The sequence below is a fragment of the Streptomyces sp. ALI-76-A genome, assembly GCF_030287445.1.
Lineage (GTDB): Bacteria > Actinomycetota > Actinomycetes > Streptomycetales > Streptomycetaceae > Streptomyces.
Genome location: NZ_JASVWB010000002.1, coordinates 5,257,086 through 5,283,940 on the forward strand (window position 1 = coordinate 5,257,086; position 26,855 = coordinate 5,283,940).

General features: G+C 69.1%; 31 protein-coding genes and 4 tRNA genes. 15 read left to right on the forward strand and 20 right to left on the reverse strand.

From position 1 onward, the window contains the following. Positions 1–87 precede the first annotated feature (87 nt). The 12 genes from QQS16_RS24555 to QQS16_RS24610 form a co-directional block, all read right to left on the reverse strand. Positions 88–1,563 carry an AICE element replication initiation protein gene (locus QQS16_RS24555; protein ID WP_286066440.1) on the reverse strand — a complete coding sequence of 492 codons (1,476 nt, stop codon included), beginning with the start codon at positions 1,561–1,563 and terminating at the stop codon, positions 88–90. A gap of 2 nt (positions 1,564–1,565) precedes the next feature. After that, the gene (locus tag QQS16_RS24560) at positions 1,566–2,411 is read right to left on the reverse strand and encodes a bifunctional DNA primase/polymerase (protein ID WP_286064026.1); all 846 of its coding nucleotides are present in this window, start codon (positions 2,409–2,411) and stop codon (positions 1,566–1,568) included. Next, positions 2,408–3,100, reverse strand: a complete 693-nt coding sequence (locus tag QQS16_RS24565; RefSeq protein ID WP_286064027.1) for a class I SAM-dependent methyltransferase — start codon at positions 3,098–3,100, stop codon at positions 2,408–2,410. The genes QQS16_RS24560 and QQS16_RS24565 overlap by 4 nt, the downstream gene beginning before the upstream one ends. An 89-nt stretch (positions 3,101–3,189) precedes the next feature. Then, the gene (locus QQS16_RS24570; RefSeq protein WP_286064028.1) at positions 3,190–3,645 is read right to left on the reverse strand and encodes a hypothetical protein; all 456 of its coding nucleotides are present in this window, start codon (positions 3,643–3,645) and stop codon (positions 3,190–3,192) included. A 13-nt stretch (positions 3,646–3,658) separates the two neighbouring features. Further along, on the reverse strand, positions 3,659–3,853 hold the full coding sequence (locus tag QQS16_RS24575) for a hypothetical protein (RefSeq protein WP_286064029.1): 195 nt from the start codon (positions 3,851–3,853) through the stop codon (positions 3,659–3,661). Continuing rightward, entirely contained in the window at positions 3,850–4,119 is a 270-nt protein-coding gene (locus QQS16_RS24580) for a hypothetical protein (protein WP_286064030.1), read from the reverse strand. The genes QQS16_RS24575 and QQS16_RS24580 overlap by 4 nt, the downstream gene beginning before the upstream one ends. Before the next feature lie 141 nt (positions 4,120–4,260). Next, a complete protein-coding gene (locus QQS16_RS24585; protein ID WP_286064031.1) occupies positions 4,261–6,441 on the reverse strand; it encodes a serine/threonine-protein kinase in 2,181 nt (726 codons plus the stop codon). A gap of 239 nt (positions 6,442–6,680) precedes the next feature. Further along, complete coding sequence (locus QQS16_RS24590; protein ID WP_286064032.1) at positions 6,681–7,016, reverse strand: RRQRL motif-containing zinc-binding protein; 336 nt, start codon at positions 7,014–7,016, stop codon at positions 6,681–6,683. Beyond that, on the reverse strand, positions 7,016–7,873 hold the full coding sequence (locus QQS16_RS24595; RefSeq protein WP_286064033.1) for a protein spdB: 858 nt from the start codon (positions 7,871–7,873) through the stop codon (positions 7,016–7,018). Before QQS16_RS24595 ends, QQS16_RS24590 begins: the two co-directional genes overlap by 1 nt. Continuing rightward, entirely contained in the window at positions 7,870–8,214 is a 345-nt protein-coding gene (locus QQS16_RS24600; protein WP_286064034.1) for a hypothetical protein, read from the reverse strand. The genes QQS16_RS24595 and QQS16_RS24600 overlap by 4 nt, the downstream gene beginning before the upstream one ends. Continuing rightward, positions 8,211–8,660 carry a Pycsar system effector family protein gene (locus QQS16_RS24605; protein WP_286064035.1) on the reverse strand — a complete coding sequence of 150 codons (450 nt, stop codon included), beginning with the start codon at positions 8,658–8,660 and terminating at the stop codon, positions 8,211–8,213. Before QQS16_RS24605 ends, QQS16_RS24600 begins: the two co-directional genes overlap by 4 nt. Beyond that, positions 8,657–8,926, reverse strand: coding sequence for a DUF6284 family protein (locus QQS16_RS24610; protein WP_286064036.1), 270 nt, complete (start codon positions 8,924–8,926; stop codon positions 8,657–8,659). The genes QQS16_RS24605 and QQS16_RS24610 overlap by 4 nt, the downstream gene beginning before the upstream one ends. A 959-nt stretch (positions 8,927–9,885) precedes the next feature. Between QQS16_RS24610 and QQS16_RS24615 the strand changes: the two genes are divergently transcribed. Then, positions 9,886–10,611 carry an XRE family transcriptional regulator gene (locus tag QQS16_RS24615; protein ID WP_286064037.1) on the forward strand — a complete coding sequence of 242 codons (726 nt, stop codon included), beginning with the start codon at positions 9,886–9,888 and terminating at the stop codon, positions 10,609–10,611. 2 nt (positions 10,612–10,613) lie between these two features. After that, positions 10,614–11,087 carry an NUDIX domain-containing protein gene (locus QQS16_RS24620; protein WP_286064038.1) on the forward strand — a complete coding sequence of 158 codons (474 nt, stop codon included), beginning with the start codon at positions 10,614–10,616 and terminating at the stop codon, positions 11,085–11,087. Here QQS16_RS24620 and QQS16_RS24625 read toward each other — a convergent pair. The 3 genes from QQS16_RS24625 to QQS16_RS43560 all read right to left on the reverse strand — a co-directional run bounded on the left by QQS16_RS24625 (position 11,075) and on the right by QQS16_RS43560 (position 14,247). Further along, positions 11,075–11,641 (reverse strand): HD domain-containing protein, encoded by a 567-nt coding sequence (locus tag QQS16_RS24625; RefSeq protein WP_286064039.1) that lies wholly within the window; start codon positions 11,639–11,641, stop codon positions 11,075–11,077. The two genes, QQS16_RS24620 and QQS16_RS24625, sit on opposite strands and share 13 nt — an antisense overlap. Position 11,642: 1 nt before the next feature. Next, entirely contained in the window at positions 11,643–12,104 is a 462-nt protein-coding gene (locus QQS16_RS24630; RefSeq protein WP_286064040.1) for a GntR family transcriptional regulator, read from the reverse strand. 1,570 nt (positions 12,105–13,674) lie between these two features. Next, positions 13,675–14,247, reverse strand: coding sequence for a toll/interleukin-1 receptor domain-containing protein (locus tag QQS16_RS43560; protein ID WP_353479687.1), 573 nt, complete (start codon positions 14,245–14,247; stop codon positions 13,675–13,677). Between the two features lie 205 nt (positions 14,248–14,452). On the opposite strand from QQS16_RS43560, the gene QQS16_RS24635 reads away from it, so the two are divergent. Further along, positions 14,453–14,577, forward strand: a tRNA-OTHER gene (locus tag QQS16_RS24635). Between the two features lie 207 nt (positions 14,578–14,784). Here QQS16_RS24635 and QQS16_RS24640 read toward each other — a convergent pair. Continuing rightward, a complete protein-coding gene (locus QQS16_RS24640; RefSeq protein WP_286064041.1) occupies positions 14,785–15,081 on the reverse strand; it encodes a hypothetical protein in 297 nt (98 codons plus the stop codon). Positions 15,082–15,459: 378 nt separating this feature from the next. Between QQS16_RS24640 and QQS16_RS24645 the strand changes: the two genes are divergently transcribed. After that, on the forward strand, positions 15,460–15,672 hold the full coding sequence (locus QQS16_RS24645) for a hypothetical protein (protein ID WP_286064042.1): 213 nt from the start codon (positions 15,460–15,462) through the stop codon (positions 15,670–15,672). Positions 15,673–15,917: 245 nt separating this feature from the next. Here the strand turns inward: QQS16_RS24645 and QQS16_RS24650 are convergent, their stop codons facing one another. Together QQS16_RS24650 and QQS16_RS24655 are read right to left on the reverse strand one after the other, a co-directional pair. Then, positions 15,918–16,574: an SDR family oxidoreductase gene (locus QQS16_RS24650; RefSeq protein WP_286064043.1), complete on the reverse strand. Its 657-nt coding sequence runs from the start codon at positions 16,572–16,574 to the stop codon at positions 15,918–15,920. Between the two features lie 214 nt (positions 16,575–16,788). Then, on the reverse strand, positions 16,789–18,072 hold the full coding sequence (locus QQS16_RS24655) for an amidohydrolase family protein (RefSeq protein WP_286064044.1): 1,284 nt from the start codon (positions 18,070–18,072) through the stop codon (positions 16,789–16,791). Between the two features lie 295 nt (positions 18,073–18,367). Between QQS16_RS24655 and QQS16_RS24660 the strand changes: the two genes are divergently transcribed. The 6 genes from QQS16_RS24660 to QQS16_RS24685 all read left to right on the forward strand — a co-directional run bounded on the left by QQS16_RS24660 (position 18,368) and on the right by QQS16_RS24685 (position 21,217). Continuing rightward, positions 18,368–18,440 (forward strand) — tRNA-Thr (locus QQS16_RS24660). A gap of 46 nt (positions 18,441–18,486) precedes the next feature. Further along, positions 18,487–18,559 (forward strand) — tRNA-Met (locus QQS16_RS24665). Positions 18,560–18,655: 96 nt separating this feature from the next. Continuing rightward, positions 18,656–18,820: a 50S ribosomal protein L33 gene (gene rpmG / locus QQS16_RS24670; RefSeq protein WP_003948671.1), complete on the forward strand. Its 165-nt coding sequence runs from the start codon at positions 18,656–18,658 to the stop codon at positions 18,818–18,820. A gap of 109 nt (positions 18,821–18,929) precedes the next feature. Further along, positions 18,930–19,382: a MaoC family dehydratase N-terminal domain-containing protein gene (locus tag QQS16_RS24675; protein WP_286064045.1), complete on the forward strand. Its 453-nt coding sequence runs from the start codon at positions 18,930–18,932 to the stop codon at positions 19,380–19,382. A gap of 7 nt (positions 19,383–19,389) precedes the next feature. Beyond that, complete coding sequence (locus QQS16_RS24680) at positions 19,390–19,818, forward strand: MaoC family dehydratase (protein ID WP_286064046.1); 429 nt, start codon at positions 19,390–19,392, stop codon at positions 19,816–19,818. Positions 19,819–20,161: 343 nt separating this feature from the next. Continuing rightward, positions 20,162–21,217: a UDP-N-acetylmuramate dehydrogenase gene (locus tag QQS16_RS24685; protein WP_286064047.1), complete on the forward strand. Its 1,056-nt coding sequence runs from the start codon at positions 20,162–20,164 to the stop codon at positions 21,215–21,217. Between the two features lie 47 nt (positions 21,218–21,264). On the opposite strand, the gene QQS16_RS24690 is transcribed toward QQS16_RS24685, so the two are convergent. Both QQS16_RS24690 and QQS16_RS24695 read right to left on the reverse strand, forming a co-directional pair. Next, positions 21,265–22,296: an adenosine deaminase gene (locus tag QQS16_RS24690; RefSeq protein ID WP_286064048.1), complete on the reverse strand. Its 1,032-nt coding sequence runs from the start codon at positions 22,294–22,296 to the stop codon at positions 21,265–21,267. Between the two features lie 130 nt (positions 22,297–22,426). Then, positions 22,427–23,653 (reverse strand): pyridoxal phosphate-dependent aminotransferase, encoded by a 1,227-nt coding sequence (locus tag QQS16_RS24695; RefSeq protein WP_286064049.1) that lies wholly within the window; start codon positions 23,651–23,653, stop codon positions 22,427–22,429. A 249-nt stretch (positions 23,654–23,902) separates the two neighbouring features. Here QQS16_RS24695 and QQS16_RS24700 point away from each other — a divergent pair. The 5 genes from QQS16_RS24700 (at position 23,903) to rplA (ending at position 26,793) form a co-directional block, all read left to right on the forward strand. After that, positions 23,903–23,975: transfer RNA gene (locus QQS16_RS24700), tRNA-Trp, on the forward strand. 110 nt (positions 23,976–24,085) lie between these two features. Further along, positions 24,086–24,373 carry a preprotein translocase subunit SecE gene (gene secE, locus QQS16_RS24705; RefSeq protein WP_286064051.1) on the forward strand — a complete coding sequence of 96 codons (288 nt, stop codon included), beginning with the start codon at positions 24,086–24,088 and terminating at the stop codon, positions 24,371–24,373. Positions 24,374–24,454: 81 nt separating this feature from the next. Next, positions 24,455–25,357 carry a transcription termination/antitermination protein NusG gene (nusG, locus tag QQS16_RS24710; protein WP_286064052.1) on the forward strand — a complete coding sequence of 301 codons (903 nt, stop codon included), beginning with the start codon at positions 24,455–24,457 and terminating at the stop codon, positions 25,355–25,357. A 182-nt stretch (positions 25,358–25,539) separates the two neighbouring features. Next, positions 25,540–25,974, forward strand: coding sequence for a 50S ribosomal protein L11 (rplK, locus tag QQS16_RS24715; RefSeq protein ID WP_255953001.1), 435 nt, complete (start codon positions 25,540–25,542; stop codon positions 25,972–25,974). A 93-nt stretch (positions 25,975–26,067) separates the two neighbouring features. Then, positions 26,068–26,793, forward strand: a complete 726-nt coding sequence (gene rplA / locus QQS16_RS24720; protein WP_286064053.1) for a 50S ribosomal protein L1 — start codon at positions 26,068–26,070, stop codon at positions 26,791–26,793. Positions 26,794–26,855 lie beyond the last annotated feature (62 nt).

Consider the following 26,855-nt stretch of genomic DNA (forward strand, 5'->3'; position numbering starts at 1 on the left):
CAGGGCGGCGCCGCCGCCGAACAGCAAGAGGAGCACGCGGGGCCGGGTGCTCCTCTTGCTTGTTCCGGCCGGCCGGGTACCGGGCGGTCAGAAGGCGGCTTCCTGCTCGGGCGGCGGTGGTGCGGCGGGGCGCGCGATCTCGATGTACCGGGACGTCTTAGTGCGTCCCCAGTCAATGAGGACCCCTCGGGCGGCGAGGGTGGGCTGAAGGCGCTTGAGACGGTCTGAGAGCACCTTGCCGGTAGTCGGCCAGCCTTTTGGAAGGGGGCGGCACTCCTCGCCGCTGTAGAGGCCCGTGAGGGCGTACAGCCACTCGGCAGACGTCATCCGCTCTTCCGCTCCCGGCGCGATGCCGGCAGCGTGCTTCAGCACGGTCTGCGCCAACAGGTCGCCCTCAATGACGTCGTCGTTGAGGTCGTCCAGGCTGGCCCGGTAGGCGGCAAGTGCCCCGAGACCGGTTGCGGCGTCGAGCTGCGCGCACAGGTGCGCGAAGTCGGCCATGCGCAGGTCGGTCGGGATGTCCGCCTCTGCCGCCCGCACCTGCACGGTGAGGTCCAGGAGCGATCCGAGGATGACGGGCAGCACCTCTGCGAAGTCGGACCACAGTTCCGCCTCGGTGCGCCGGACGCGGGGGCGTTCGAGCCGCAGCGGAAGGAGCCGTTCTGCGAGGTCGGGCCGGATCACGCCCACGTCGATGCCGGTCAGCAGCAGGGGCCGGCGGTAGCCGACGCGGAAGACGTCCCCGTCGGTGAACAGGGCGCGCTTGACGTTCTCCGCGCCGGTGACGATGCAGCACATCGCGTCGGACAGGTCCGGGGTCATGTGGGAGAGGTTGTCCAGGGCGGTGACCCATCCGGCGGCCACCGCCGCGATCAGGTTTTCCTCATCCTTCGGCGCGCGGCGCAGGTCGCCGCTCATACCCTCGATGATCCGTACGAGCATCCGCCCGCCCGTCGACTTGCCCGCCCCCTGGGGCCCGGTGAGGAACGGCGCCGGGACGGGCACGGACGGACCCAGGCAGCCGATCAACCACGCAATGGCCAGGCACTCCGTCTCGGCGTTGGCGAAGTTGCACAGCCGCATCAACAGATCGATGCCCTTGCCGTTGGTGTCCCGGACTGGCAGGGGCAACTCCCCCGTGAGCTGAGTACGGCGCCAGCACACCTCACGCGGGTCCGGGGTACGGATGTCCCAGCCGGTGGGGTGGATACGCACCGACTGCCCGTCGCTGCGCCCGAGGTCAAGCCACGTTGCCCCGTCGAACCCGGGAGCGACGCGGATGTGCACGGGTTGCACGTCCTCGGTCAGCGCCAACGCTTCGATCAAGTCCAGTGCTTCCTTCATGGCCGTGCCGTTGAACACGCCCACCCCGTCGCGGAAGAGACCGACCATGAGTTCCTGCCGGTGGCTTCCGGTGGTGCCCTGGGAGCGGATCGGGCGGGCCACGGGGTGGCCGTTCTTCTGCGCGTACACGGTGCCGTCAGCGGTGCGGAAGTACCGGAAGTGGGATTGGGCGTAGTCGGTGATGACCTGGCGTGCGGGATTCTTGTCGTCGTCGGACATCGTCACATTCCCAACGTGGTGCGGGCGTTGTTCCACGCGTCCGTGCAGTGCCGCAGGGACTCGCCCTTGGTCTGCGCGGCGGTGAACAGTCGGGTGACGTGGGTGTCGGTGAGGCAGCCGCACCAGCCGTGCCGGGACAGCACCGCGAGGAACGCCCCGTAGACCGTGGCGTGGATCGCGCTGCGGGCGGTGGTGATGCGCTGCACGGCCATAGCGATGCCGCGTTCCAGGTAGGCGGGCGTGCGGTGCGGGCACTCCCCGCCGCCGGGCCCCGCAGGCACGGCGGTGTGCGGCACCGACCGGACCGTGGGCGGCTTCTTCACCGCGAGGGCGCGCACGGCGTCGGGCAGGTAGGTCATGGTGCCGGTGCCGGGCCCGAGGTAGCGGGCGTAGGACATGGACGACTTGATGTCGACACCGGGCCGCACGGCGTTGGACGACGGCATGACGCCCTGGTAGATCCAGTGCTCACCGCGCGTCGTCGCCACCGTGCGCGTGGCGGGGAGGGAACCGCGGGCCCATGCGATGGCTTCCGCGTTGTCCAGGTCGACCACGGTCAGCCCCGCGCCGCCGGGGTGGTAGCCGACGCAAACCGCCTGCCGCCACGCCGCCGCCCACGGGGGCGAGACGATGACCGCAGGGGCGGTGGTGGCGGCGGCCCACGCGTGGCAGAGGTCAGGGCAGCGGCACGGGCCCGGGGTTTTCATGTTCGGCCGGCCGCCGCACGCGTTGCCAGTGCACGCGGGGCAGTTGCCGAATGGCACCTTCCCACGGCGCAGGGGCAGCACCGGCACGCCGGATGCCGCCAGGCTCAGCGCGGTGTGCAGGGGGTGGAGCGTCTCGCTCATGCCGCCACCCCCAGGGCGGGGGCGAGGGTGGCCAGGGCGGCACGGCCGATGTATTCGGCATAGGTCGGGGGGATGCACTCGCGGATGCCGTCGCGGTTCATCCACGGCACCCCCAGCACTTCACGGGCCAGGGCGACGCCGGAGAAGTTGCCGACGAACTGGCCGTAGTGGCCCGGCGGGACGGGACGCCCCATCTTGGCCTGCGGCACGAGGTGGACGGGGTGGTCCGGCTGGGCGAGGGTGAAGCCGCCGCCGGTCTCGAAGAACCGGTGGCGGTAGTTGGCCAGGGCGAACATCTGCCCGCACAGCATCACCGGAGCGCGCAGCTTGGGCACCGCGCCGCCCACGTTTTCCATCACCCACGGCCGCCCGGTCATCTCCAGCGCGGCGCGGGTGGGCGCGATCAGGTCGGGGTGTGCGTTGCCTTGGATGCGCTGACAGTCGGTGTCGTGCTGGCACGGCGGGGAGGCGTGGATGAAGTCGAACGCGGCACCGTGCTCGCGGACGAAAGCGATCGCGTCCGCCTGGACGAACCGGTACGGGTAGCGCGGCTGCGGGTCCTTGTCGACGCCGGTCACGTCGAACCCGGCGTCGGCGTAGCCCTTGGCCGCGCCGCCCTGGCAGCAGTACAGATCCAGCAGCGTCGGCCGGTGGCCGCGCACTCGCCGGATCAGGGTGGGTTGCGTCATGCTGGGAGACCTCCACAGGTCAAGTGGTTGGCAGGTGGACAAGGGCGGCCCCGCGTTCTTGGCGGATTGGGGGGCCGCCCTTGGCGTAGCTAGCTGTGGAAGTGGTTGCGCTTGATCACGGCTTTGCGGATGTTGACCGTGGTCCCGCCGTGGTGGCCGCTCGCGCTGAAGACCTGCACGGCGATCCAGCCGCCGAAGATCACGGCAGCGAGGATGATGAGCTGGCCGATGAACGCGGTCAGGGCGGCGATGAACGAGGTGAGCAGCAGCAGCCCGCCGCACACGGCGAGGAATCCCACGCCCCCGAGGGCGACGTTCACCGCCGTGCGGGACACGGCCGACTTGGCGGAGACCGGTTCCGGCTGAGCCGGTGCCACGGCGTAGCCCGTGACGACACGGCCGTCCGGCAGGACGACGCTCGCCACGGCCGGGATCGTGCCCGGCTGGACGGGAATGACCGGCGCCGGGTGCACGGTCGCGGGGCTGATCGGGGTGGGCTGGTGGACCACGAGGGGCGCGGTCCGGTGGGTGGTGGGTTCGTTCACGGCCGGGTCTCCTTCAGTTGCCGAGGACGGACAGGGCGTCGGCGGATGCCTGCACGAGGTTGTGGATGGGCTCGTAGGCGCCGGTGCCGGCGGCGAAGAACCCGAACAGGAACAGCACGAGCGCGGCGCCGCCGCCGGCGGACTTGGTCTTGACCGCGAAGACGGAGGCGGCGCCGAACAGCAGCACGGCGGAGATGTCGAGGATCATCGGGACCCTTCCGGGGTGTTGGTGCCGGCGCGGTAGATGCGCGCCCAGCGGTTGTAGAGCCAGCGGCCGGTACGGATGCGCTTGCCGGTGGCGTGGCAGCGGCGGCAGTCCTTGCCGCGCTTCATGCGTCCCTTGCGGTCCGTCTTGAGCGCGTGGCCCATGCCACGGCAGCGGCGGCAGTCACCGAACGGCGACACCGCGCACATCCCGGCGTAACCGAGGGTGATGGCGAGTAGGCAGGCGATAGCGAGCAGGGCGGGGGTCACGCGGGGCCCTCCCAGGCAGGTTTTTGGGGTTTGCGCAGGTGGGCCGCTATCCGCTAGTGGCCTGATCAGAGGCGGTTTTGGGCGCTAGCGGGGCCGCTAACGTTAGCGGGGGGTGCCGCTATCGTTAGCGGCCCCGGAGCGTCAGCCCGCGTCCCGTTTTCCGTCACGCTCCGCAATCGCGGTGGTGATGTGGGAGCGGTCGACGCCGCGCCGGTTGACGACCTTGCCGTTGACCCGGCGCCCGACCTGGATGGTGGACACGCCCTGCGGCTTCAGGGCGGCGGCGAGCGCGTCGGGGTCCCATCCGTCGTAGACCTCGGGGCGCAGGTCCGCGAGCCGGGCCACGATGGTTTCCGACCACGCCTTGGCCTCCTTGGCTGGGACCACCGCGAGGATGTCCGCCAGCAGGTCGTAGGCCGCCGTGGTCGGCTCCGGTGCTTCCCCGAGGGCGTGCCCGGCGAGCAGTCCAGCCTTCTCCCGCACGCGGCGGGCGCGGGCTGCGATGGCTTCAGCGCCGCCAGCGTCGACGTAGACGGAGCGGACGATACGGGCGTCGGAGCCTTCCCCCACGAAATAGTGGATGCCCTTGTCTCCCCAGGCGAACATGGTCGCCCTCACCCCGCGCTTGTAGGCGGAGGTGCCCAGCACCATGTCGTTCTCCAGCTGGCCCATCACCTTCAGGCACCACCGCGCGGAGGCGTTCGCGCTGATGCCGGTGGGCAGCGACTTGGCGTCGGGGCGCTGCGTGGCCAGCAACACCACGATGCCGGTGGCGGGACCGCGCTTGACCAGGTCGGTGATGATCTCCTCGAACTCCTTGCCGTGCTCGGGGTGCTCGAAGAGGACCTGGCACTCATCCACCCCGACCACGATCGGATGCAGCCCCAACGACCGCTTGTCCGCGAGCGCGCTGGTCACCTTGGACTCGGGGCAGATGTCCCGGGGCAGGGAGCGGATCACCTTCGTGCGGCGGCGCAGTTCCTCGCGCAGGGCCCGGAAGTCGTGCAGGGCGTACTGCACGGGTTCGTCGTCGTCGCCGGCGGCGTGCCGGTAGCCGACCGCGTTGCCGACCGGGTCAAGGTCGCCGGTGCCCTTCATGTCGTAGGTGTGCAGCTCAGCACGCGGATCGAGAGCCGCGATCAGCAGCAGCAGACGCAGCAGGAACGTCTTGCCCATGCGCGGGATCGCGCCGATGACGCCCGCGATGTACATGAGCGTCACCTCGGTCCACCGGCCTCGCTGGTCGGTGCCGTAGGCGACCGGCTTGAACAGATCCACGCTGCCGGACTTCAGCAGCGGCCACGCCGGCTGAGACGCCCGGGACATGTCCTGATCCCCGACCCACAGCACCAGGTGCCCGGTGTGCTCATCCGGCACCGCCTCGGGCCACACACACCCGAGCGGGCGGCGCAGACCGGAGGCGAGCCGCTCGCGACGCTCGATGATGTCCGTGACCGTGACGCCGTAGGGCAGGTTGCCTTCCGCGCGCCAGCCGGGCCCGTCGCGGGTGATCGGGGCGGTGAACTCGAACCCGTCCCGTCCCTTGCCCTGCGCCTGATTGATCGCGGGAATCCCCAGCGCCCCCAGTGCCCGCAGGACGATGTCACTGGTCAGCTTGGTCGCCTTGGGCAGTTCCACCGCGCGGTGCACGACCGGGGCGTCCGCCTTACGGCCGGCGGCCCCCAGCGCGAGGACGACCGCGCCCACGGACACGGCTTGCAGCCAGTCGGGAGCCAGCACATACAGCGCGAGCGCCAGACCGAGGCCGACGAACATTCCCAGCACGGCGACCAGGGTCCGCAGCCGGACTCGTCCATCCCGCTGCCGCGACAGCTTCAGGTACTCGGCAGCGTCCTCACGCCGCACGGCGGCGAGGCGGACCGGTTCGCCCTCGCGGTCGGCCACCCAACGCATCGTGCCCCCGACGAACTTCGCGGCGCCGGCCGGTGCCTGAAGGGCGAGGCGGGCGGCGTAGATCGGGGCCCGGAGCGCGTGGTAGCCGGCGGCATGGGCGTAGTGGCGGGCCACCCACGCGGACGCGGTGCGCAGCTCAGCCACGGACTTCAGCCAGACCGGCACGACCGCACGGCGGCGGGCGCCGGCGAGCCGACCGAGGTAGCCGGGACCGGTAGCCGCGGGGGCGGGCTGGTCGACCATGACCGGCGTGTCCAGGTCGGCCGGCTCGGACACCGGGGCGGGGCCGGTGGGGGCCGGTTCGCGGGCGGCGCGGGCCTTGTCCAGGTCGACCACGTCGGCGCCGTGGTCGGCAGCCATCTCCGCTTCCAGCCGGTTGAACAGTTCATTGTCGTCGTCGTGGTTCACTCGATGAGTTCCTTCCTCAGAAGGGATGCGAAGGGGCCCGGCCGCTGTCTTGGCGGGCAAGGCCGGGCCCCGTCCTGGGGTGAGTTGCAAGGGTTTCCCGTTGCGACGCTGAACTGAAGACACGATCCGTACCACTTTGGTATTTCGATAACCATCGAAGTAATACGGTGCGTACCAGTTCTGCGAGCGTCGAACTTCCGAACTGGTACGTGGCGTACCAGTTCGGATAACCAACTAGCTCAGGCGGCGCGCTGTTCGGGGTAGGCACAGGTCACGCACATGCCGAGCGAGGCAGGGATGACATAGCCGGCGTCACGCCGGCAGGCGGGGCAGGTGCGGCGGGCGGCGTTGGCCTTGGCGAGCGCCGCCCACCGGGCCGGGGTCATCGGCCGAACCGGCTTGGCCAGGTCGACGCGATAGAGGTAGGCGACCAGCGGGGCCCGGCGGCGGCGCGGTCGTTCGAGCTGCGCGGCCACGTCCTGGCCGCCGGGCCGCAGGCCACGGGCACGGAGTTGGCGGCGGGTGGCCAAGCCGTCCGGGGCCAGGCGCCACCGGTAGACCGGCAGCGCGGCCATCAGGCAACGCGCTTCCACGCGGCCCGAAGACGGACCTCAGAGGCGGAGTGCCCGGCGGCCCGGAAGCGGGCGGCCATGTCGCGGTACGACAAGGGCGGCGTCTGGCTGTACCGGATGTCGTGAACGAGCGTGTCCAGCGCGTCATCCGACAGCGCGGGCGCCGCCGTCTCCAGCGCTGGAACCTGCTCGGTCGGCCCCCACACCGGAAGTTCCCAGCGGGGTGTGACGCCGGGCGTGACGGTGCTCGTCACGCTGGTCAGCGCCCTGCCGGTCTCCTCGCCCTTGCGGGCGGTCTCCAGCGTCGACCACGCCCCCGCGAGGGTCTGTGCGGTTTGTGCCTGGACGCGTGCGACGCGTGCCCCGGCTTCCGTCACAGCCGTCAGCCGGGTCTCCTCGGTGGCCGCTTCCGCCCGCAGCCGGGCACGGGCCACGGCGGCTTCGTCGCGGGCTTCCTGCTGGATGCCCCGGATCGCGTCCAGCGCGAGCGGGGTGAGCGCGGTGCGCTCCCACAGGCTGTGCACGAGCCACAGGGCCTTGGCCGCGATCGGCAGCCACGCCACGGCCAGCCACGCCCCGGCGGAATGTTCGGCGGTCAGGGCGTGGGCGACCAGGACGCCGGCGGCGAGGACGCCGAACGACCAGCCGACCGCCGTTACGGCGCGGTTGTGGTCGCCCTGGGCGGCGAGGCGCCGTTCGTAGGCGAGGGTGGCCAGCCATCCCCCGTCGATGCCGAGACCGACGACCAGGGCGACCGGCCACGGCACCGCCGCACCCAGCCACATCATGACCACCGCGAGCGTGAGCACCATCGACACGGCCGTCATCGCGACCGCCGGCAGAACCGTCTTCGCCCTCACCGGGCACCCCCCGCCTGCCCCGCCGGGGCACGGTCGAAGTCCGGCACGTCGGCGTACGCGATCAGCACGACGACCGCACCCGCGAACTGCCCTTCGGCCCTCAAAACGCGGGTGAATCCGTCGCTCTGCACGTCGCAGTCGACCGCGTCCGGCCCGATCCGCAGGGCGGTGCGCCACTGCTCGAACGCGGCCAGGCTCTCGCCCGAGGTGGAGTGGAACGCCAGGCGCAGCCACTCGGGGTAGATCGGGGACACGTCCACGGAAGGCGCGGGCAGGTCCGGGAAGTCCACGGCCAACAGCCGCAACGCCCCCAGCGGGACCGTGAGGTCGTCCAGCGTCACAGCGCACCCCCCGCCGTGATCAGCGCGGCGAGGATGAGCAGGGCGCCGCCGGCGCGGATCAGGTCGACCGCGCGGCGCAGGCTGGTGAACTTGGCGACCGCTAGCCGGGACAGCCCGGCAATGTCGGCGGCCATGTCCCGGTCGACCGCCGCCGTGATCTCCTCCGCCGTGAGCGTGGCCCACAGCGGGAATCCGTGCCGACCGGACAGGTTCGGCCGCACTGACTTCAGCAGCAGACCGGCGGCGGCGACCAGCACCCCCATACCGGCGCTCCCGACGATGCAGGTGGCCGTGTTTAGCGGCAGGTCGCGGGCGACCGTCCAGGCGCCGGCGAGGATGGCGCCGACGAATGCCAGAAGCAACGCCGTCTTCGCGTCCGTCCGCGCGATCTCCGCCTTCACCTCAGCGTGGGCGGCGGTCAGGTTCTTCTCCGTTGCGGTGCTCACGCGGCACCCCCGGGCAGGCTTGTGCCGGCCGCGCGGTTGACCAGCGCGACGCGGGCGGCGAGCGCCCGGCGCCGGGCCCGGCGGATACGCCGTTCGTCCAACTCGGTCGGGGTGCGGTCAAGGGTGACGATGTGTGCGTCCAGCAGGTCGACGTCCGCCAGGATGACGGGCATCTCCTGCTCGATCGCGTCCAGCTCCGCAGGAGTCGGCTCGATGAAGTCGGCGAACGCCGTAGCGGCGTCCTGGTATGTGACGATGTCGCTCATGGGTCGTGGTTCCTTCCAGAGAGGAACGGCCCGAACGCGGCTCCCGGGTGGCACCCCGGGAGTCGCTTGCCGTTGGAGTCGGTTCCGGCTCCCCGCGCTCCCGTCCGTACGTCCTCACGTCATGCGCGGAACGGACGGGCGGGAGAGGCAGCCGGCCGCAGCGTGACGTGCTGCGAGCCGTGGCGGACCGTGCTTGCTGTCCAGGCGCCGCCGGCCGGTCCGAGCGGCGGCGCCTTGGTATGTCGTCGGTTCACGACCGACCTCCCGCGTTCGCAGGGACACGGCTTTCACCGGTGCTCCGTTGCCACGGGGCACCGGTCCCGAGCCGGTGAAGTCGGGTGCGTCATCGTCACTGCTCTGACGCCAGCAGGGCGGCCCACACCGGGCGGAACCCCAGTTCAGGGGTTGTCTCCGGAGCCGGTGGGCTTGGCATTGCCGCCGACGACATCACCCGGTCGTCGCGGGGGCGGTCTCACTCTTGCCGCCACGTGCGTTGGGGCCCCGCTGTACTTCCCCACACCCGGGACCGGGTGGCGCCTGCCAGGCGCGTAGGGGGAGAGCCACGGTTCACCACGGCGGTTTGCCCCCGGACCCTCGCCCTGGGCGCCTGCCGTGACCGCCGCTCTCGCGTCAGCCCCGCACGATCACTGTTCAGTTCTCAACTAACGGCCGCTTCCTTCGTACTCACCCCCAGCGAGAGCGGGGGCTTTCCTCCGTGCGATGTAGTACCTGTTTTACAGGTACTACATAGGGGTCCGTCAAGTACGGCGACGCAATCTCTTCTGTCTCACGTCGGGACGTCTTGGCGTACCTTCAGAATCGCGGCAGGTCAGGGGAGTTGGTTACCCCGCTCATGGACAGCTCTGAGACTTCTCACTACGGTCAAGAAGTCCCTAGACGTCCCACCGGGGGTGCAGATGTCGAACGAGCGCTTACGAACCGCTCTCCTCGCCCGTGGCATGACCGTGCAGAGCCTCGCTGAGGCGATCGAGGTGAGCCCCAAGACGGTCGAACGCTGGATTACCCAGGGCAAGGTGCCGTACCTGCGTCATCAGTACGCGACGGCAGCGGTCCTCCAGGTCGACGTGACCACGCTGTGGGAGGACAGGCGGACCGTCGACAGTGCGGCCGACCTCACCAAAGCCGAGATAGCGACGGTCTACCCGCATCGCCACACGGTGCCTACTGGCCTCTGGCGAGAGCTGTACGGACGTGCCGAGCGAAACCTAGACGTCCTCGTGTACTCGGGTCTCTTCCTGTCTGAAGACCCGCTCTTCCATGACCTCGTGAGGGCGAAGGTGGAAGCGGGGGCGCGAGTGCGCATCCTGCTGGGGGACCCGGAGTGTGCGGCTGTCCGGCAACGCGGCATTGACGAGGGCCACCACATCATGGACGGCAAGATCCGCAATGCCCTCGTGCTGTACCGGCCACTCATGCGGAGTCACCCGGACGTCGGTTTCCGGCTGCACGATTCGACGCTGTACAACTCGATCTACCGGGCCGATGACGAGATGCTCGTCAATCCGCACGTCTACGGCATCGGCGCCTACATGGCGCCCGTGCTGCACCTGCGACGACTCCCCGGCGGAAGCCTCTTCGACACGTACGCGAATAGCATCGATCACACATGGGAGAACGCACGTCCGGTCACTGACCAGGACGTCAAGACCATCACGGGAGCCTGACCATGGGACGTATCGACTACCTGCACGACCCGGACGCACCGCCGGCGAACTCGGTGGTGCCGTCCGTCGTTGCCTTCGTCCAGAACGACGAGGGCCAGGTGTTGATGATCCAGCGTTCTGACAACGGCAGGTGGGCACTGCCCGGCGGTGGTCACGACGTGGGGGAGTCCATCAGCGACACGGTGGTCCGTGAGGTCTGGGAAGAGACCGGCATCAGGGCGGAAGTGGTCGACGTCTCCGGCCTCTACACAGACCCCGGGCACGTCATGCAGTACGACGATGGCGAAGTCCGCCAGCAGTTCAGCATTTGCTTCCGGGCCCGGCCGGTCGGCGGCGACCTGCGTACGAGCAGCGAGACGACTCAGGTCCGTTGGGTTGCCCCGACGGACCTGGCGACGCTGGACGTGCACCCCACGATGCGCCTCCGGATCGAGCACGCCATGGACCGGACGCGCACGGCGCCTTACATCGGCTGACGCTTGGCGGCGGCGACCCGTTCGAGGACGCGGCAGGTGCACGCGAGGATCTCGGGTTCGGCACGCCGGATGAACTTGCCGATCAGGCTGTCCGGCCCGTAGCGCCCGGTGATTTCGTTGATCCGGTCCACGGGGTTGGTGGGCGTGCCGTCCGGGGTGGTGTTCATGTCGCAGTAGCAGAGCGCATCGTTCAGGTGCTCGCTCTCGCGGGGGAACTCGCCGTCAAGCTCAGCCCGCAAGCCGCGGGCGTCCGCCTCAAGCCACGAGCATGAGTGGTGGGCGACCAGGTTGACGACCCGCTCGTCGGCGCCAGCCACGTCCCGGAGATACCGCGCCCCGTCCAGCGGGTGAAAGCCTGTCTTGGCGAGGTCCGGCGCGTAGCCGATGTCATGTAGGACCGCCGCAGCCTCCAAGAGGTCCGCATCCTGGTCGAGGATGAGCGCGATGGTACGCGCCCGCTCAGCGACCCCGAGGCAGTGTTTCCAGCGTCGCGGCAGCGGCTCAGCGAGCAGCGACTCAGCCAGGGGGTAGGCCCACTCCGTCAACGTCGACAAGCTACGAACGCCCCTCTCGCGCCGGCACGGAGCGGACCGTCCGCACCTTGCCCTGTCCTCCACCCGCCAGCACGCCGGCGGCTTCCAGCTTCTCCAGCGCCTTGGCCACGGTCGGACGTGACACCCCGAATCGTTCGGCCAGCACGGAAGCGCTCGGGAACGCTTCCCCTACTTCGAGTCCGTCAGTCGCGATGACCTCTGCGATTCGCTGATCAAGCGGGCGCCGGTCGACCGGCGCCCCCGCGCGTACGACTCGCCACCGCTCGCCCCGCACCGGTTCGGCCACGCCTTCCTGACGCAGTACGCCGAACGCACGCAGGGCGACCCCGCGCGAGACCTTGTAATCGCGCATGAGTTCAGCCAGCGACGGAAGCTCTGTCATGGTCGGGTCGTCTTCGATCTGCCTCTTCACTGAGTCGGCAATCTTCAAGAAGGTTCCCCGAGGGTTGGCCTGCTGCGACACTCGCTCTCCCTCTCCGCTGGGCAGTCGACACCGTTGGTAAGCCTCCCATGCCTGTTGGCCGTCACAGAGGGGTCGCGCACAGCGGTCCGCATGGACGGCTTCAAGATCAGGACGAGATGCTGGCAGGGCAACGTACTAGCCATGGCTTGCCATGGACCTTTGCCGTCTTCGGGCCCAGCGCAGAATACTTTCCGTTCTGCCGTGGTGCATACCAAAGTAACGGGCGGCAGCGTTGCTATCGCGGCTCTTTAGAGGAACTCACATGTTGGGGGTCCGGCCTTGGCTGCCGGGCGATGTGACGGTAAGCGGTTAGTGGGCGAGTACGGCTGCAATGGCAAGGTCGATGACCGCGATTGGTAAGTAAATCATCAGGATATAGAACCAGAGAACAACACGCTTCCCCAGCTAACTGCTGGGAGATAAGGTTCTATATCCATGCTAAAAATCGGGACGCGCGAGGGGTTCCGTAGAGCCGCATCGTCATAGAGTCGCCTGAACATTCGCTCCCGACGTAGATATGAGCTGTCTAGGGCCCAGAAGCCGACCCCTATGAAGAGCGTGACTACGGCGACACGCCATTCTTTCGCTTGGATTGATACGACCAGGAGCGCGCCTGTTGCCGTGACGGTCCATCCGCGTACCACGAATGAGTTGTTGCCTAGTCGAGCGATAGCTGCCTGTATAAACTCAAGGTGCTTGAGTCTTTCATTTTCCGATCCGGTGCCCGCCTCCATCTGGATTCTACCCCTCTTCTAGAGACGATTCCGTGATTTCGGAGTCAGAAGCGAGACGCGCGAACCGCAGCATAGGTGCAGGAATCTCCTCCGCTGTCGGTGGCCAGCCAGGAATTGGGTAGGCGGAAGTGAAGTTCGCCACCATCCAGTGGGGACCAACCTTCCTCATCAAAATGGGATAGATGGGAAGTAGCTCCCCTTCTCTTGTGACCAGGATTCCTTCATCCGCAGGTGCCATGGCATGACGACCAGTTCGTAATCGAGGCCAATCCTACGCGGATTTCCGGCCGCACCCCACCCTTTAACGGTCCAACGCCTATAGTGGTCCTGGAGAACTTCAAGCTTGCTTCGCAGGCAGTGCTTACCGAGTGGATGTGTCGGATTCTTGGCCGCCAACGCCTCAGCTAGTTCATCTCGGTCGTAAGGGGCCAGGTTGGGGTGCCCCTCGTTAGCGATAATCCAATCCTGGGCCAGGCTCAGTCTCAGCTCGCGTGTCAGTGCCTTCCAGACCTCCCGCTTTTTTCCGCGTTTTACGTTGGTCAACCAATTCGTGGCTGCGACGACAGGGCCATCCTCGCCGAAATACGCTGCGAGCTCGGCATTCAGTACGTGCAGCCTCTGAAGGGATGACTCCAATAGACCGGAGTGTCTTGTCGTCTCAATCAATCTTTCAAAGCATGCTTTGGTCTGTGTTACTTCTCCGATCTTGTGATGCAGTACGCCTTGGAGGAAAAGGATATAGGCTCGTTCGTCCCCGTGAGCGTTTTGGAGCAGTGCATCAAGTTGACTGATGGCTCCCAGGGTATCGCCTCCAGTCGCAGCGCCAAAGGCGCGGTCTACATCTGGACTCGACTGAATGCCGTCGAAATGAAAAGACGTACCGGGGAAGAGTTAGGTATTCCCAATTCGCTGGGGAGTTCGCCAGGGTCTCGTAGCAACACGTGTACCAGGCGAGCGATGTCTGCATCTCCCGTTTCTCCGATTACAAACCAACTCGTCAGGTTTAGCGGTGGAGGGATGATGCTTGAGTCCTCAGCGCGAAGGACGACCGGGATGAATTTGGCGCGCTCTCTCCTGCTGTGATAGAGGTCTGCCGTAATTAGGGCGCCTTCCCATCGGACGCCGGACCCGATGCCTGGCCCCGTTTCTCGGTTGAAGCGCTTCACGTAATTTTCAGTGATGACCACGATTACGACATCTGACTTTTCGATCTCACGCCGCATCCAGTCGGGCCATGACTCAGGCGGGTTGTGCTCGTCGAACTGGTCTATCCAAGCGTCGACGCCTGCTTTGCGCAAGCGGTCTGCGAAGCGGCGGATGCTTTCTCTGTGGGCTTCACTGTCATGCGAGTAGGAGATCAGCGTTCGTGTGCTCGACTTAGTCATAAGTCCCCCGAGTGAACTGTGCATCGATCACGCAAGGTGAGACGCTCAGTTTATACGTCGGCTAGTTGCGGGTCAGCTACCTAGCTGCCCTCTCTTTGACACGCGTGTGGGCGGACGGGCAAGAGCTGCGATCGAAGCTACAGCGGCTTACACCTGTTGATCTACCGCAGGTCCCGTCGGTCCTGATCAGGCCGACCTGCCCAGCACTCGCCCGGACGAGCCGTGGACGGGCGGCAGCGCTGCGACTCGCAACTTCCCTATTTCCGCTGGTCAGCGCGATTCAACGCGCTCACTCTTGTGAGGACTGTAAATCTGCCGGCTCAGCCTTCCCAGGTTCGAATCCTGGCGCCGCCACACTGGGGAAGACCCCCTTCCTCTGCGGAAACGCAGAGGAAGGGGGTCTCTTCGTTGTGGCTCAGTCGTCGTGGCCAGTTCGATGGCGTGGTCGTCGAGGCGGGTGCCTGGCAGGGGCACCGTGGCGGCCCGGGGCGGAGTCGGAGAAGGCGTACGTACCGCCGAGGCCGGTCGTGCTGGTGGTGACGACGTTGCCCGCGGCGTCCATCAGGGGGACCAGCCGCGTCGCCCAGCGAGGCGTCCTGGCCGTGCGCCGTCCCGCACCTCCGCTCCAGGGCGCAGCTCGATCCGCCACTCGATCCGCCACAGGATCGCCACTCGGAAGACCCCGGTGCCGCCGATCTCGACGGGCAGGGCCAGCGGCCGGTGCTCGGGGGAGTTGACCGCGAGGGTCACGGTTCCCGGCACCAGGCCGGTGGTCGTGAAGGCGCCCAGGTGTATTGCCCTGGGAGCCGGTATGCAGCCCGCCAGGGCCTCACCGCGGACACCGCGGACGTCGGTCACGATGACCACGGCCTCCGCGGCCGGCGTGCCACCGCGGCCCCTTTGGGACCGGCGCGCCGCTGTCGGCGGACCCCGCAACGCCGGTGAGCCCGCTGGTGCCGCTCAGCGGCAGGTCGTACGCGACCGGGCTTCCCCGGCGACGACGAGCATCGAGGCCTGCGGCCGGTAGCCGTCGGCGCCGGCGATCAGGAGGTACGTCCCGGCACCGGGCACGTGCACGCCGTACGACCTGTCGTCGTGCAGCCCATCGCCGTACGCTCCGTCGCCGCGCGAGACCGACCGGCCGAGCTGCTTCCCGGCGCGTGGGATGGGCGTGATCGAGCGCCCGCGACGGGAATCCGTGACCGGAAACGCGCGGGGGCGGGGCACACTGGCCCCATGTCCACGCGCCGCAGACACTGCCCTGAATGTCGTCGCGAGATCGCAGTCGTCGCCGGACGCTTCGCCCGGCACGACCCGCCCGGCGCACGCGAGAGCGGCCGGCTCGTCTCGTGCCCCGGCTCCCGCCGCCAGGCGGAACTCGGCGCCGCGCAGCCCGCGTTGGACGGGTACGAGGTTCCCGAGTTCCCGGGGCAGTTGTCCCTGTTCTAGGTACGCTCCGCGAGACCACGGCATCCGAGGCGTCCGCGGGCGACTCCACCGACGAGGCGCAACCCGCCGGACCGACCGGCCTCCTCAGGCCGCGTACGCCCGCCGGCACCTCGTCAGGGCCGTGCAGCCGGACCGCCACCACGCACCGCGAGGGGGGAAGCGTCCCGTTCCGCCCGGCGGCGAAGAGCTCGTACATCCGCCGTAGCAGCGCCTCCCGCGCGGCAGGAACTCCTCGGCGGCCGAAGTCAGTTCCCCGCTACCGACTTGACCGCCACGGACACCGGCGTCGATCCGCCGACCAGCTCCAGGACCAGGCCGGCCGTCGCCGGCGTGTCCAGCAACTCCGCCAGTACGGCGGCCACGTCGTCGCGCGGGACGGCGCCGCGCCCCGTGTGCGCCTCCAGCCGGACGAGACCGGTGCCGGCGTCGTTCGTCAGGGAGCCGGGCCGCAGGATCGTCCAGTCCAGGCCCTCCAGACCGCTCACGTAGGCGTCGGCCTCGCCCTTGGCGCGCAGGTACACGTCGAAGACCTCGTCGCCCTGGTGCGCCGGATCCGCGCCCATCGACGACACGACCACATAGCGCCGTACGCCCGCCCGGACCGCCGCGTCCGCGAACAGCACCGCCGCGCCCCGGTCCACCGTGTCCTTGCGGGTCACACCGCTGCCCGGACCCGCGCCCGCGGCGAAGACCACCGCGTCCGCACCCCGAAGCCGCTCCGCGACCTCCTCGACCGAGGCCGACTCCAGGTCCAGCAGCACCGGTTCGGCACCGGCCTGCCGCAGATCGTCGCCCTGTTCGGCACGGCGGATGATCCCCGCGACCTCGTTCCCGCGCCCGGCGAGCAACCGCTCCAGCCGCAGCGCGATCTGACCATGACCACCAGCGATGACAATGCGCATGTTTCCGACCGTACGCCCGGACGGCCGCATTCGCCGCACAACTCCGGCCACGCCCCAGGGGTGCACACACAAGGCACACATGTGGGCGGCGCGCAGGACGCGCAGACCAGGCGAACAAGCCCCCGCGCGCACGCCGGGCGCGATCTCATCACGGAGCGCGGCACCCACGCCCCTCTACAACAACTCCCGCTGACACCCCCCTGCGACACCTCCCCTACGACACCTCCCCCCGCCCCCGCCCCTGCCGCGGCAGCCCCAGCTCCGTCGCCGCGGGGGAGTCGCAGTACTCCCGCACCGCGCTCGTCCGCGCCACCACGCGCCCCCGATGGATCACGATCCGGCTGTACGCCAGGGACAGCGCCCCCGCGAGCCCGTCACCCCGTACCGCGAGCAACTCGGCCGGGAAGCCCGCCTCCACCCGTACCTCCGGGAGACCCAGCACCGCCCGCGCGGACGCGCTCACCGCGTCGTACGCGTCCTCGGGCCGCAGACCGTGCCGGGACACCAGCAGATAGGCGGCTTCCAGGGGATCGCCGCGTCCCACGGGATTCGACACGTCCCTCAGGGCGCCACTGCCGGCGGCCACCCGCACCCCGGCCGCACGCAGCAGCCGTACCGGAGCCGTGCTCCGACGTTCGACGCCCCCGCAACCGCCCTGGGGCAGGCACACCACCGCCACGCCGGCCGCCGCGAGCTGGTCGGCGGTCCGGGCGACCACCTCGGCGGGCAACCGGTCCAGTCCGCCGCACGGCGTGAGCGTCACCCCCGGACGCAGCCCGCCGGCCATCGCGGCGAGCCGGGCCAGGCGGGCCGGATCGGTGGCGTCGGTGTGCAGGTCGACCGGGCAGCCGTGTTCGGAGGCGACCTCCAGAGCCGCCTCCACATAACCCGTCGGGTCCGGATCCAGATCCGGACAACCGCCCACCACGGAGGCGCCCATCTTCACCGCGTCCCGCAGCACCGCGAGCCCGTCTGCGCCGGCCACCCCGGTCAGCATCCTGGGCATCGCCACCGTCGTCACCTCCGTCAGCCCGCGCAGCGTACGCCGCGCCCGGAGGACGGCGGTCAGCGCGCCGAGCCCCTGCACGTCACCCACGCGCACGTGTGCCCGCAACGCCGTCGCCCCGTGCCCGAGCTGGAGCAGAGCGGCCTCCGTGGCCCGTCGCTGGACGTCCTCGGTGTCGTACGAGACCGGTCCCTCGGCGTCGGCCGACAGGGCGGTGTCACCGTGGGCGTGCGGCTCGGCCGGGGCCGGCAGGAGCAGATAGCCGCCGAGGTCGACGCGGACGGCTCGCGCGCGCGAGCCGTCCGCCGTGAGGCTCCCGGCCGTGCCGACCGCCTCGATGCGCCCGCCGACCAGCCGTACGTCCACCGTCCGGCCGTCGGCGAGCCGCGCCCCGTAGAGCAGCACAGCGGCCCCCTCGGCGGGGGAGGAACCAGACGAGGCCGACGAGGAACCCGAGGACGAGTGCGGCGGCTGCGGCTGACTGTCGGGCATCGCGCTCCAAGGGCAGGGGGCTCAGGACGAGGGGCTCAAGTCCCTGGCGTGGGCTCGGGGACTCAAGGGCGTGATCCGGGGGCTCCGCGAGAGGGCGCAAGATCACGCAGAGTGAGTCGAGCCTAGGGTGACGGCGCGGTTCCGCCGGGGAGGAGCGCAATAGTCGTACCGGTGTGGTCCGCCGTGGTGGAGGGGGCTCCCGAGGCTCCTGGGACCAGCGCGGAACAGGGCGGGACGGGGGCCGCGAAACGGATTTGGGCGAACGGCTGCCGAGCGTGTAATGTCTTCATCGCTCGCCCCAATAGCTCAGTCGGTAGAGCGTCTCCATGGTAAGGAGAAGGTCTACGGTTCGATTCCGTATTGGGGCTCTGGTGTGAAAGGTTCCCGTCGCGAGGCGGGAACCGATCACATCGCAGCGGTGTAGCTCAGTCGGTAGAGCAAGCGGCTCATAATCGCTGTGTCACCGGTTCAAGTCCGGTCACCGCTACTGACAGTAGCCGATTGTGGGGTCGGTCCTTCGATCGGCTACTCTTCATGCGTTGTATGCGTTAACCGTCCCATCCGTTCGTCAAGGAGCACTCACGTGGCTGCCACCGACGTCCGCCCGAAGATCACGCTGGCCTGCGTGGAGTGCAAGGAGCGGAACTACATCACCAAGAAGAACCGGCGTAACAACCCGGACCGACTGGAGATGAAAAAGCACTGCCCGCGTTGCAATGCGCACACCGCGCATCGCGAAACGCGATAAAACAGGCTCGTACACGAGGCCGCCCCCGCAGTCGGGGGGCGGCCTCGTGTCGTTCCCGGCCCGGTTACCGGCCGGTCAACCGCAGCATGAGATCAGGAGGTGCCGGGCCATGGCGCTCGACCAGTCCTTCGTGGGGCGGACGTACCCGCCCACCGAGCCCTACGAGGTGGGCCGGGAGAAGATCCGTGAGTTCGCCGAGGCCGTGGGGGACACCAACCCGGCCTACACGGACCCCGAGGCCGCCAAGGCACTCGGTCACCCCGATGTGATCGCCCCGCCGACCTTCGTGTTCTCCCTCACCTTCAGGGCGGCGGGACAGGTCGTCCAGGACCCGAGGCTCGGCCTGGACTACAGCCGTGTGGTGCACGGTGACCAGAAGTTCGCCTACGTCCGCCCCGTGCGCGCCGGCGACCGGCTGACCGTGACCTCGACCATCGAAGCCGTCAAGTCCATGGCGGGCAACGACATCCTGGACATCCGCGGCGAGGTCCACGACGAGACCGGCGAGCACGTCGTGACCGCCTGGACCAAGCTGGTCGCCCGCGCGGCCGAGGGAGCGTGAACATTCGATGACGGCGAAGATCGCTTACGACGACGTCGAGGTCGGCACCGAACTGCCCGCCCAGGCCTTCCCGGTGACCCGCGACACCCTGGTCCGGTACGCGGGCGCGTCCGGGGACTTCAACCCGATCCACTGGAACGAGAAGTTCGCCAAGGAGGTCGGGCTGCCGGACGTCATCGCGCACGGCATGTTCACCATGGCCGAGGCGATCCGCGTGGTCACCGACTGGACCGGTGACCCCGGCGCGGTCGTCGAGTACGGCGTCCGCTTCACCAAGCCCGTAGTCGTCCCGAACGACGACCAGGGCGCCACCGTCGAGGTCAGCGCGAAAGTGGCGGCCAAGCTCGACGACCACACGGTCCGCGTGGACCTCACGGCGACCAGCGCGGGACAGAAGGTGCTGGGGATGTCCCGGGCCGTCGTACGACTGGCCTGAGACGGGACACCGTAGGCGCAGGGGCCTGGAGACTCCGTCCCCAGGCCCCGCTTCGGCTTTCCTGGACCAGCACCACCAGAGGGCCGCTCCCGCGTACGGCGGGAAGGGGACGGGTCGGGGGTGTCCGCCCGCAGCGGTTGTCGCGTCAACGCAGGGCACGTCGGTGAGCAACCGATTCCGCGACGTTCCGAGGACGGACACCCCCGACCCGTCCCCGACCCCCCACCCGACCGAACGCGCTACGCGCGCCCCCACCCACCCCCACAGGCCGCCGCAGGCATCACACCCCACACCCCCGCATGCGCCCCACCCACCCGCACCCCCGTCTCGTAGTCTTGTGCGCGTGCAGGTACTCCACGACGCCCCCCTCGCCCCGCTCACCACCTTCCGGCTGGGCGGTCCCGCCGCCCGGCTGGTCACCGCGGCGACCGACGCCGAGGTGATCGCCGCCGTCCGCGAGGCCGACGACACCGGCACCCCGCTGCTGATCATCGGCGGTGGATCGAACCTCGTCATCGGGGACCAGGGCTTCGACGGCACCGCCCTCGTCATCGCCACCAAGGGCTTCGCCCTCGACGGCACCCACCTGGAGCTGGCCGCCGGCGAAGTGTGGACGGACGCCGTCGCCCGCACCGTCGGCCAGGGACTCGCCGGCGTCGAGTGCCTCGCCGGTATCCCCGGTTCGGCCGGCGCGACCCCCATCCAGAACGTCGGGGCGTACGGCCAGGAGGTCTCGTCGACGATCACCGAGGTGATCGTCTACGACCGCACCGCCCAGGAGACGGTCACCCTCACCAACGAGGAGTGCGCCTTCTCCTACCGGCACAGCCGCTTCAAGGCCGACCCCCAGCGCTACGTCGTCCTGCGCGTCCGCTTCGCCCTGGAGGACGCGGACGGCCTCTCGGCACCGATCAAGTACGCCGAGACGGCCCGTGCCCTCGGCGTCGAACCCGGTGACCGCGTCCCCCTGGCCGCCGCCCGCGAGACCGTCCTCGAGCTGCGTTCAGGCAAGGGCATGGTCCTGGACCCCGAGGACCACGACACCTGGTCCGCAGGCTCGTTCTTCACCAACCCCATCCTCACCGAGGAGGAGTTCGCCGCCTTCCACGCGCGCGTGCGCGACCGCCTCGGCGACGGCGTGCGGCCGCCCGCATATCCGGCGGGGGAGGGCCACACGAAGACCTCCGCCGCCTGGCTGATCGACAAGGCCGGCTTCGCCAAGGGTTACGGCACCGGCCCCGCCCGCATCTCCACCAAGCACACCCTCGCCCTCACCAACCGGGGCGGGGCCAGCACCGAGGACCTGCTCGCCTTGGCCCGCGAGGTCGTCACCGGCGTCCACGAAGCCTTCGGAATCACCCTGGTCAACGAGCCGGTGACGGTCGGCGTAAGCCTCTGAGCCCGGGGCCGGACGCCACCCCCGCCACCTCCCCCCCCCACACCGCCCTACGCCGCCAGCCAGTCGTCCACCCCCGCCAGCAGCTTGCTCTTCGTCTCCTCCGGCGCCGCCGACGCCCGGATCGACTGACGGGCCAGTTCCGCCAGCTCCCGGTCGGTGAAGGCGTGGTACTCCCGCGCGAACTCGTACTGGTCCGCCAGCCGGGAGCCGAAGAGGAGCGGGTCGTCGGCACCCAGAGCCATCGGCACCCCCGCCTCGAACAGCGTCCGCAGCGGCACGTCCTCCGGCTTCTCGTAGACGCCGAGGGCCACGTTCGACGCCGGGCAGACCTCGCAGGTCACCCCCCGGTCCGCCAGCCGCCGCAGCAGCCGCGGGTCCTCCGCCGCCCGCACACCGTGCCCCAGCCGGTGCGCGTGCAGGTCGTCCAGACAGTCACGCACCGACGCCGGGCCGCCCAGTTCCCCGCCGTGCGGGGCCGACAGCAGCCCTCCCTCCCGTGCGATGGCGAACGCGCGGTCGAAGTCCCGTGCCATCCCCCGGCGTTCGTCGTTCGACAGGCCGAAGCCGACGACCCCCCGGTCCGCGTATCGCACCGCGAGGCGGGCCAGTGTGCGCGCGTCCAGCGGGTGCTTCATCCGGTTCGCCGCGACCAGGACGCGCATGCCGAGGCCGGTCTCCCGGGACGTCGACTCCACCGCGTCGAGGATGATCTCCAGGGCCGGGATCAGACCGCCCATGCGAGGCGCGTACGACGTCGGGTCCACCTGGATCTCCAGCCAGCCGGCCCCGTCCCGCACGTCCTCCTCCGCGGCCTCCCGGACCAGGCGCCGGATGTCCTCCGGCTCCCGCAGGCACGAGCGGGCGGCGTCGTACAGGCGCTGGAAGCGGAACCAGCCCCGCTCGTCCGTCGCCCGCAGCTTCGGCGGTTCCCCGCTGGTCAGCGCTTCCGTCAGCGCCTCGGGCAGGCGCACACCGTACTTGTCGGCCAGTTCCAGCACGGTGCCGGGTCGCATCGACCCCGTGAAGTGCAGGTGCAGATGGGCTTTGGGCAGCTCAGAGACATCACGTACACGCTCCATTCCAGGATCCTGCCGTACGTCCCCCACCCACCGGTAGCGCTTTCCCCGAACGTGGTCTTGCTCGCACAAAGACAGGGGACCACCTAGGAACGTTCCTAGGTGGTCCCCGGTGACCGTCCGGTGACGGATGTCAGTCCGTGGCCTCCGCCAGCAGCTTCTGGATCCGGCTGACGCCCTCGGCCAGGTCCTCGTCACCCAGCGCGTACGACAGCCGCAGATACCCCGGCGTGCCGAAGGCCTCGCCGGGAACGACCGCGACCTCGGCCTCCTCCAGGATCAGCGCGGCCAACTCGACCGTGTCCCGCGGACGCCTGCCGCGGATCTCCTTGCCGAGCAGGGCCTTGACCGAGGGGTACGCGTAGAACGCGCCCTCCGGCTCCGGGCAGAGCACGCCGTCGATCTCGTTCAGCATCCGCACGATGGTCTTGCGGCGGCGGTCGAAGGCCTCCCGCATCCGCGCGACGGCGTCCAGGTCGCCGGAGACCGCGGCCAGGGCCGCGACCTGCGCGACGTTGGAGACGTTCGACGTGGCGTGCGACTGGAGGTTCGTCGCCGCCTTCACGACGTCCTTCGGGCCGATGATCCAGCCGACCCGCCAGCCCGTCATCGCGTATGTCTTGGCGACACCGTTGACCACGACGCACTTGTCCCGCAGCTCCGGCAGGATCGCGGGCAGCGAGGTGAACGTCGCGTCGCCGTAGACGAGGTGCTCGTAGATCTCGTCCGTCATCACCCACAGGCCGTGCTCGACGGCCCAGCGGCCGATCGCCTCGGCGTCCTCGGCGCTGTAGACCGCGCCGGTGGGGTTGGAGGGGGAGACGAAGAGGACGACCTTGGTGTTCTCGGTGCGGGCGGCCTCCAGCTGCTCCACCGAGACGCGGTAGCCGGTCGTCTCGTCGGCGACGACCTCGACCGGGACACCGCCGGCCAGACGGATCGACTCCGGGTACGTCGTCCAGTACGGCGCCGGGACGATGACCTCGTCGCCCGGGTCGAGGATCGCGGCGAAGGCCTCGTAGATGGCCTGCTTCCCGCCGTTGGTGACCAGGATCTGCGAGACGTCCGGCTCGTAGCCCGAGTCGCGCAGCGTCTTCGCGGCGATCGCTGCCTTCAACTCGGGCAGGCCGCCGGCCGGCGTGTAGCGGTGGTACTTCGGGTTCTTGCAGGCCTCGACCGCGGCCTCGACGATGTAGTCCGGGGTCGGGAAGTCGGGCTCACCGGCGCCGAAGCCGATCACCGGACGCCCGGCGGCCTTGAGTGCCTTGGCCTTGGCGTCCACGGCGAGGGTGGCGGACTCGGAGATCGCGCCGACTCGGGCGGAGACCCGGCGCTCGGTGGGAGGGGTTGCAGGGCTCATGGGCCCATCGTTTCAGACCGGAAACCTCCCCGGCACGCGGGTTTCACGGACTGAACACCGACTGGACAACCGTCCGGATCCGTCGCCCACGCTGGGCGATCTTCCCGAGCGGAGTCCCCCACGGGCGCTTTCTGTTCGACGACGGCTCCCGAACCACGTACACTCTCACCTCGTTGGCCTTCAGCGGGCTGCGCTCGACCGGTGCACACCGAGCACTCGGTCGGATGCGGTACGTTGGGGGACGGACAAAGGGTCGTAGCTCAATTGGTAGAGCACTGGTCTCCAAAACCAGCGGTTGGGGGTTCAAGTCCCTCCGGCCCTGCTACACACACCTTCGCCAGGATGTGTGCACGCATGTACGTACAGAAATGCACCGCCGTGCGGCTCAGACCGGGCGCGGCACGGCCACGACCCGGGAACAGGTGAGGACGAATGGCGGACGCCGTGGGCTCCATCGATACGCCTGATGCCCAGGACGAGGCGCCGGAGTCCCAGAAGAGGACTCGTAAGGGCGGCAAGCGAGCCAAGAAGGGCCCGCTGAAGCGTCTCGCGTTGTTCTACCGTCAGATCGTCGCGGAGCTCCGCAAGGTCGTCTGGCCGTCGCGCGGCCAGTTGACGACGTACACGACCGTGGTGATCATCTTCGTGATCGTGATGATCGGCCTGGTGACCTTGATTGACTATGGGCTCGACCACGCCGCCAAGTACGTATTCGGCTGAGCACAGAGCGAAGGGCGCCGCGGTTACCGGCGCCCGTTTTCGCATGTTCCACCCCTATGTATCCAGGAAGAAGCAGCCACCGTGTCTGACCAGAACCTGAACGACGCCATCGAGCCACACGGGCAGGACGTCGAGTCCGTGGAAGACGAGCTCGAGATCGTCGAGGGCGCGGACGAGGACCTGGACGAGGTCGAGGCTGCCGACGCCGAGGCGGGCGAGCCCGCGGAGGAAGCCGCGCTCCACGTCGAGGACGAGGAGACGGAAGCCACGGAAGCCGTCGAGGACGAGGCCACCGAGGACGAGGCTGACGCCGAGGCTGACGCCGAAGCCGAGGCCGAGGCCGAGGAAGAAGAGTCGGCCGAGCCCGTCGACCCCGTCGCCGCCCTGCGCGAGGAGCTGCGCACCCTGCCCGGCGAGTGGTACGTCATCCACACCTACGCCGGCTACGAGAACCGCGTGAAGACCAACCTCGAGCAGCGCGCCGTCTCGCTGAACGTCGAGGACTTCATCTTCCAGGCCGAGGTGCCCCAGGAAGAGGTCGCGCAGATCAAGAACGGCGAGCGCAAGACCATCCGTCAGAACAAGCTCCCCGGCTACGTGCTGGTGCGCATGGACCTGACGAACGAGTCCTGGGGTGTCGTCCGCAACACCCCCGGTGTCACCGGCTTCGTGGGCAACGCCTACGACCCGTACCCGCTGACCCTGGACGAGATCGTCAAGATGCTCGCCCCGGAGGCCGAGGAGAAGGCCGCCCGTGAGGCCGCCGAGGCCGAGGGCAAGCCGGCTCCGGCTCGCAAGGTCGAGGTCCAGGTCCTGGACTTCGAGGTCGGCGACTCGGTCACCGTCACCGACGGCCCGTTCGCCACGCTGCAGGCGACCATCAACGAGATCAACGCCGACTCGAAGAAGGTCAAGGGCCTCGTGGAGATCTTCGGCCGCGAGACGCCGGTCGAGCTGTCCTTCGACCAGATCCAGAAGAACTAGAACCGTCACCGGTCTCTTCCTGGACCCACCGCGTCCGAGCAGGTCAGAGGGGCTGTCCAAAGCCCGTCTGACCTGCTCGGTTTTTAGCCGCGCATCTATACCCGTTATCGTTGTGCGGTATGCCTTCATCTGGGACGCGACCCAGGTGGGGGTAGACCCGAATCGAAAGGACCCGGAGAGCAATGCCTCCCAAGAAGAAGAAGGTCACGGGGCTCATCAAGCTCCAGATCCAGGCCGGTGCCGCCAACCCGGCTCCGCCGGTCGGCCCGGCGCTGGGTCAGCACGGCGTCAACATCATGGAGTTCTGCAAGGCCTACAACGCCGCGACCGAGTCGCAGCGTGGCTGGGTCATCCCGGTGGAGATCACGGTCTACGAGGACCGCTCCTTCACCTTCATCACCAAGACGCCGCCGGCCGCCAAGATGATCCTCAAGGCCGCGGGCGTGGAGAAGGGCTCCGGCGAGCCGCACAAGACCAAGGTCGCCAAGATCACCCAGGCTCAGGTCCGCGAGATCGCCGAGACCAAGATGCCCGACCTCAACGCCAACGACCTGGACGCCGCCGCGAAGATCATCGCTGGTACCGCGCGTTCCATGGGCGTCACGGTCGAGGGCTGAACCCCACCTTCGTAGAATCTGCGGCCCCGGCCGCGCGTGGCAGGGCCTGCTCGGCCCGTACCACGACTCCTTTCAGAACACACAGGAGCAGTTGTGAGCAAGCGCAGCAAGTCTCTCCGCGCTGCGGACGCCAAGATCGACCGGGAGAAGCTCTACGCCCCGCTCGAGGCCGTCCGTCTCGCCAAGGAGACCTCCACGTCCAAGTTCGACGGCACCGTCGAGGTCGCCTTCCGTCTGGGTGTCGACCCGCGCAAGGCCGACCAGATGGTCCGTGGCACCGTGAACCTTCCGCACGGCACCGGTAAGACCGCCCGGGTCCTGGTCTTCGCGACCGGTGACCGTGCCGAGGCCGCTCGTGCCGCGGGCGCCGACATCGTCGGCGCCGACGAGCTCATCGACGAGGTGGCGAAGGGCCGTCTGGACTTCGACGCCGTCGTCGCCACCCCGGACCTCATGGGCAAGGTCGGTCGCCTCGGCCGCGTGCTCGGTCCCCGTGGTCTCATGCCGAACCCCAAGACCGGCACCGTGACCCCGGACGTCACCAAGGCTGTCACCGAGATCAAGGGTGGCAAGATCGAGTTCCGCGTCGACAAGCACTCGAACCTGCACTTCATCATCGGCAAGGCGTCCTTCGACGACACCAAGCTGGTGGAGAACTACGGCGCGGCCCTGGAGGAGATCCTCCGTCTGAAGCCGTCCGCCGCCAAGGGCCGCTACATCAAGAAGGCCGCGATCAGCACCACGATCGGCCCCGGCATTCCGATCGACCCGAACCGCACGCGCAACCTCCTCGTCGAGGAGGACCCGGCCACCGTCTGAGCCTGACGGCTCGACCGGTCGACGACGGGCCCCGCACCTTCCGAGGTGCGGGGCCCGTTCCC

Bases quoted from the DNA above. Each gene is read 5' to 3' on its own strand.
- QQS16_RS24555 (WP_286066440.1), bottom strand. From the start codon at position 1,563: ATGTCCGACGACGACAAGAATCCCGCACGCCAGGTCATCACCGACTAC.
- QQS16_RS24560 (WP_286064026.1), bottom strand. From the start codon at position 2,411: ATGAGCGAGACGCTCCACCCCCTGCACACCGCGCTGAGCCTGGCGGCA.
- QQS16_RS24565 (WP_286064027.1), bottom strand. From the start codon at position 3,100: ATGACGCAACCCACCCTGATCCGGCGAGTGCGCGGCCACCGGCCGACG.
- QQS16_RS24575 (WP_286064029.1), bottom strand. From the start codon at position 3,853: ATGATCCTCGACATCTCCGCCGTGCTGCTGTTCGGCGCCGCCTCCGTC.
- QQS16_RS24590 (WP_286064032.1), bottom strand. From the start codon at position 7,016: ATGGCCGCGCTGCCGGTCTACCGGTGGCGCCTGGCCCCGGACGGCTTG.
- QQS16_RS24610 (WP_286064036.1), bottom strand. From the start codon at position 8,926: ATGAGCGACATCGTCACATACCAGGACGCCGCTACGGCGTTCGCCGAC.
- QQS16_RS24615 (WP_286064037.1), top strand. From the start codon at position 9,886: ATGACCGTGCAGAGCCTCGCTGAGGCGATCGAGGTGAGCCCCAAGACG.
- QQS16_RS24620 (WP_286064038.1), top strand. From the start codon at position 10,614: ATGGGACGTATCGACTACCTGCACGACCCGGACGCACCGCCGGCGAAC.
- QQS16_RS43560 (WP_353479687.1), bottom strand. From the start codon at position 14,247: ATGCACAGTTCACTCGGGGGACTTATGACTAAGTCGAGCACACGAACG.
- QQS16_RS24645 (WP_286064042.1), top strand. From the start codon at position 15,460: ATGTCCACGCGCCGCAGACACTGCCCTGAATGTCGTCGCGAGATCGCA.
- QQS16_RS24650 (WP_286064043.1), bottom strand. From the start codon at position 16,574: ATGCGCATTGTCATCGCTGGTGGTCATGGTCAGATCGCGCTGCGGCTG.
- QQS16_RS24655 (WP_286064044.1), bottom strand. From the start codon at position 18,072: ATGCCCGACAGTCAGCCGCAGCCGCCGCACTCGTCCTCGGGTTCCTCG.
- QQS16_RS24675 (WP_286064045.1), top strand. From the start codon at position 18,930: ATGGCGCTCGACCAGTCCTTCGTGGGGCGGACGTACCCGCCCACCGAG.
- QQS16_RS24680 (WP_286064046.1), top strand. From the start codon at position 19,390: ATGACGGCGAAGATCGCTTACGACGACGTCGAGGTCGGCACCGAACTG.
- QQS16_RS24690 (WP_286064048.1), bottom strand. From the start codon at position 22,296: ATGGAGCGTGTACGTGATGTCTCTGAGCTGCCCAAAGCCCATCTGCAC.
- QQS16_RS24695 (WP_286064049.1), bottom strand. From the start codon at position 23,653: ATGAGCCCTGCAACCCCTCCCACCGAGCGCCGGGTCTCCGCCCGAGTC.
- secE (WP_286064051.1), top strand. From the start codon at position 24,086: ATGGCGGACGCCGTGGGCTCCATCGATACGCCTGATGCCCAGGACGAG.
- rplK (WP_255953001.1), top strand. From the start codon at position 25,540: ATGCCTCCCAAGAAGAAGAAGGTCACGGGGCTCATCAAGCTCCAGATC.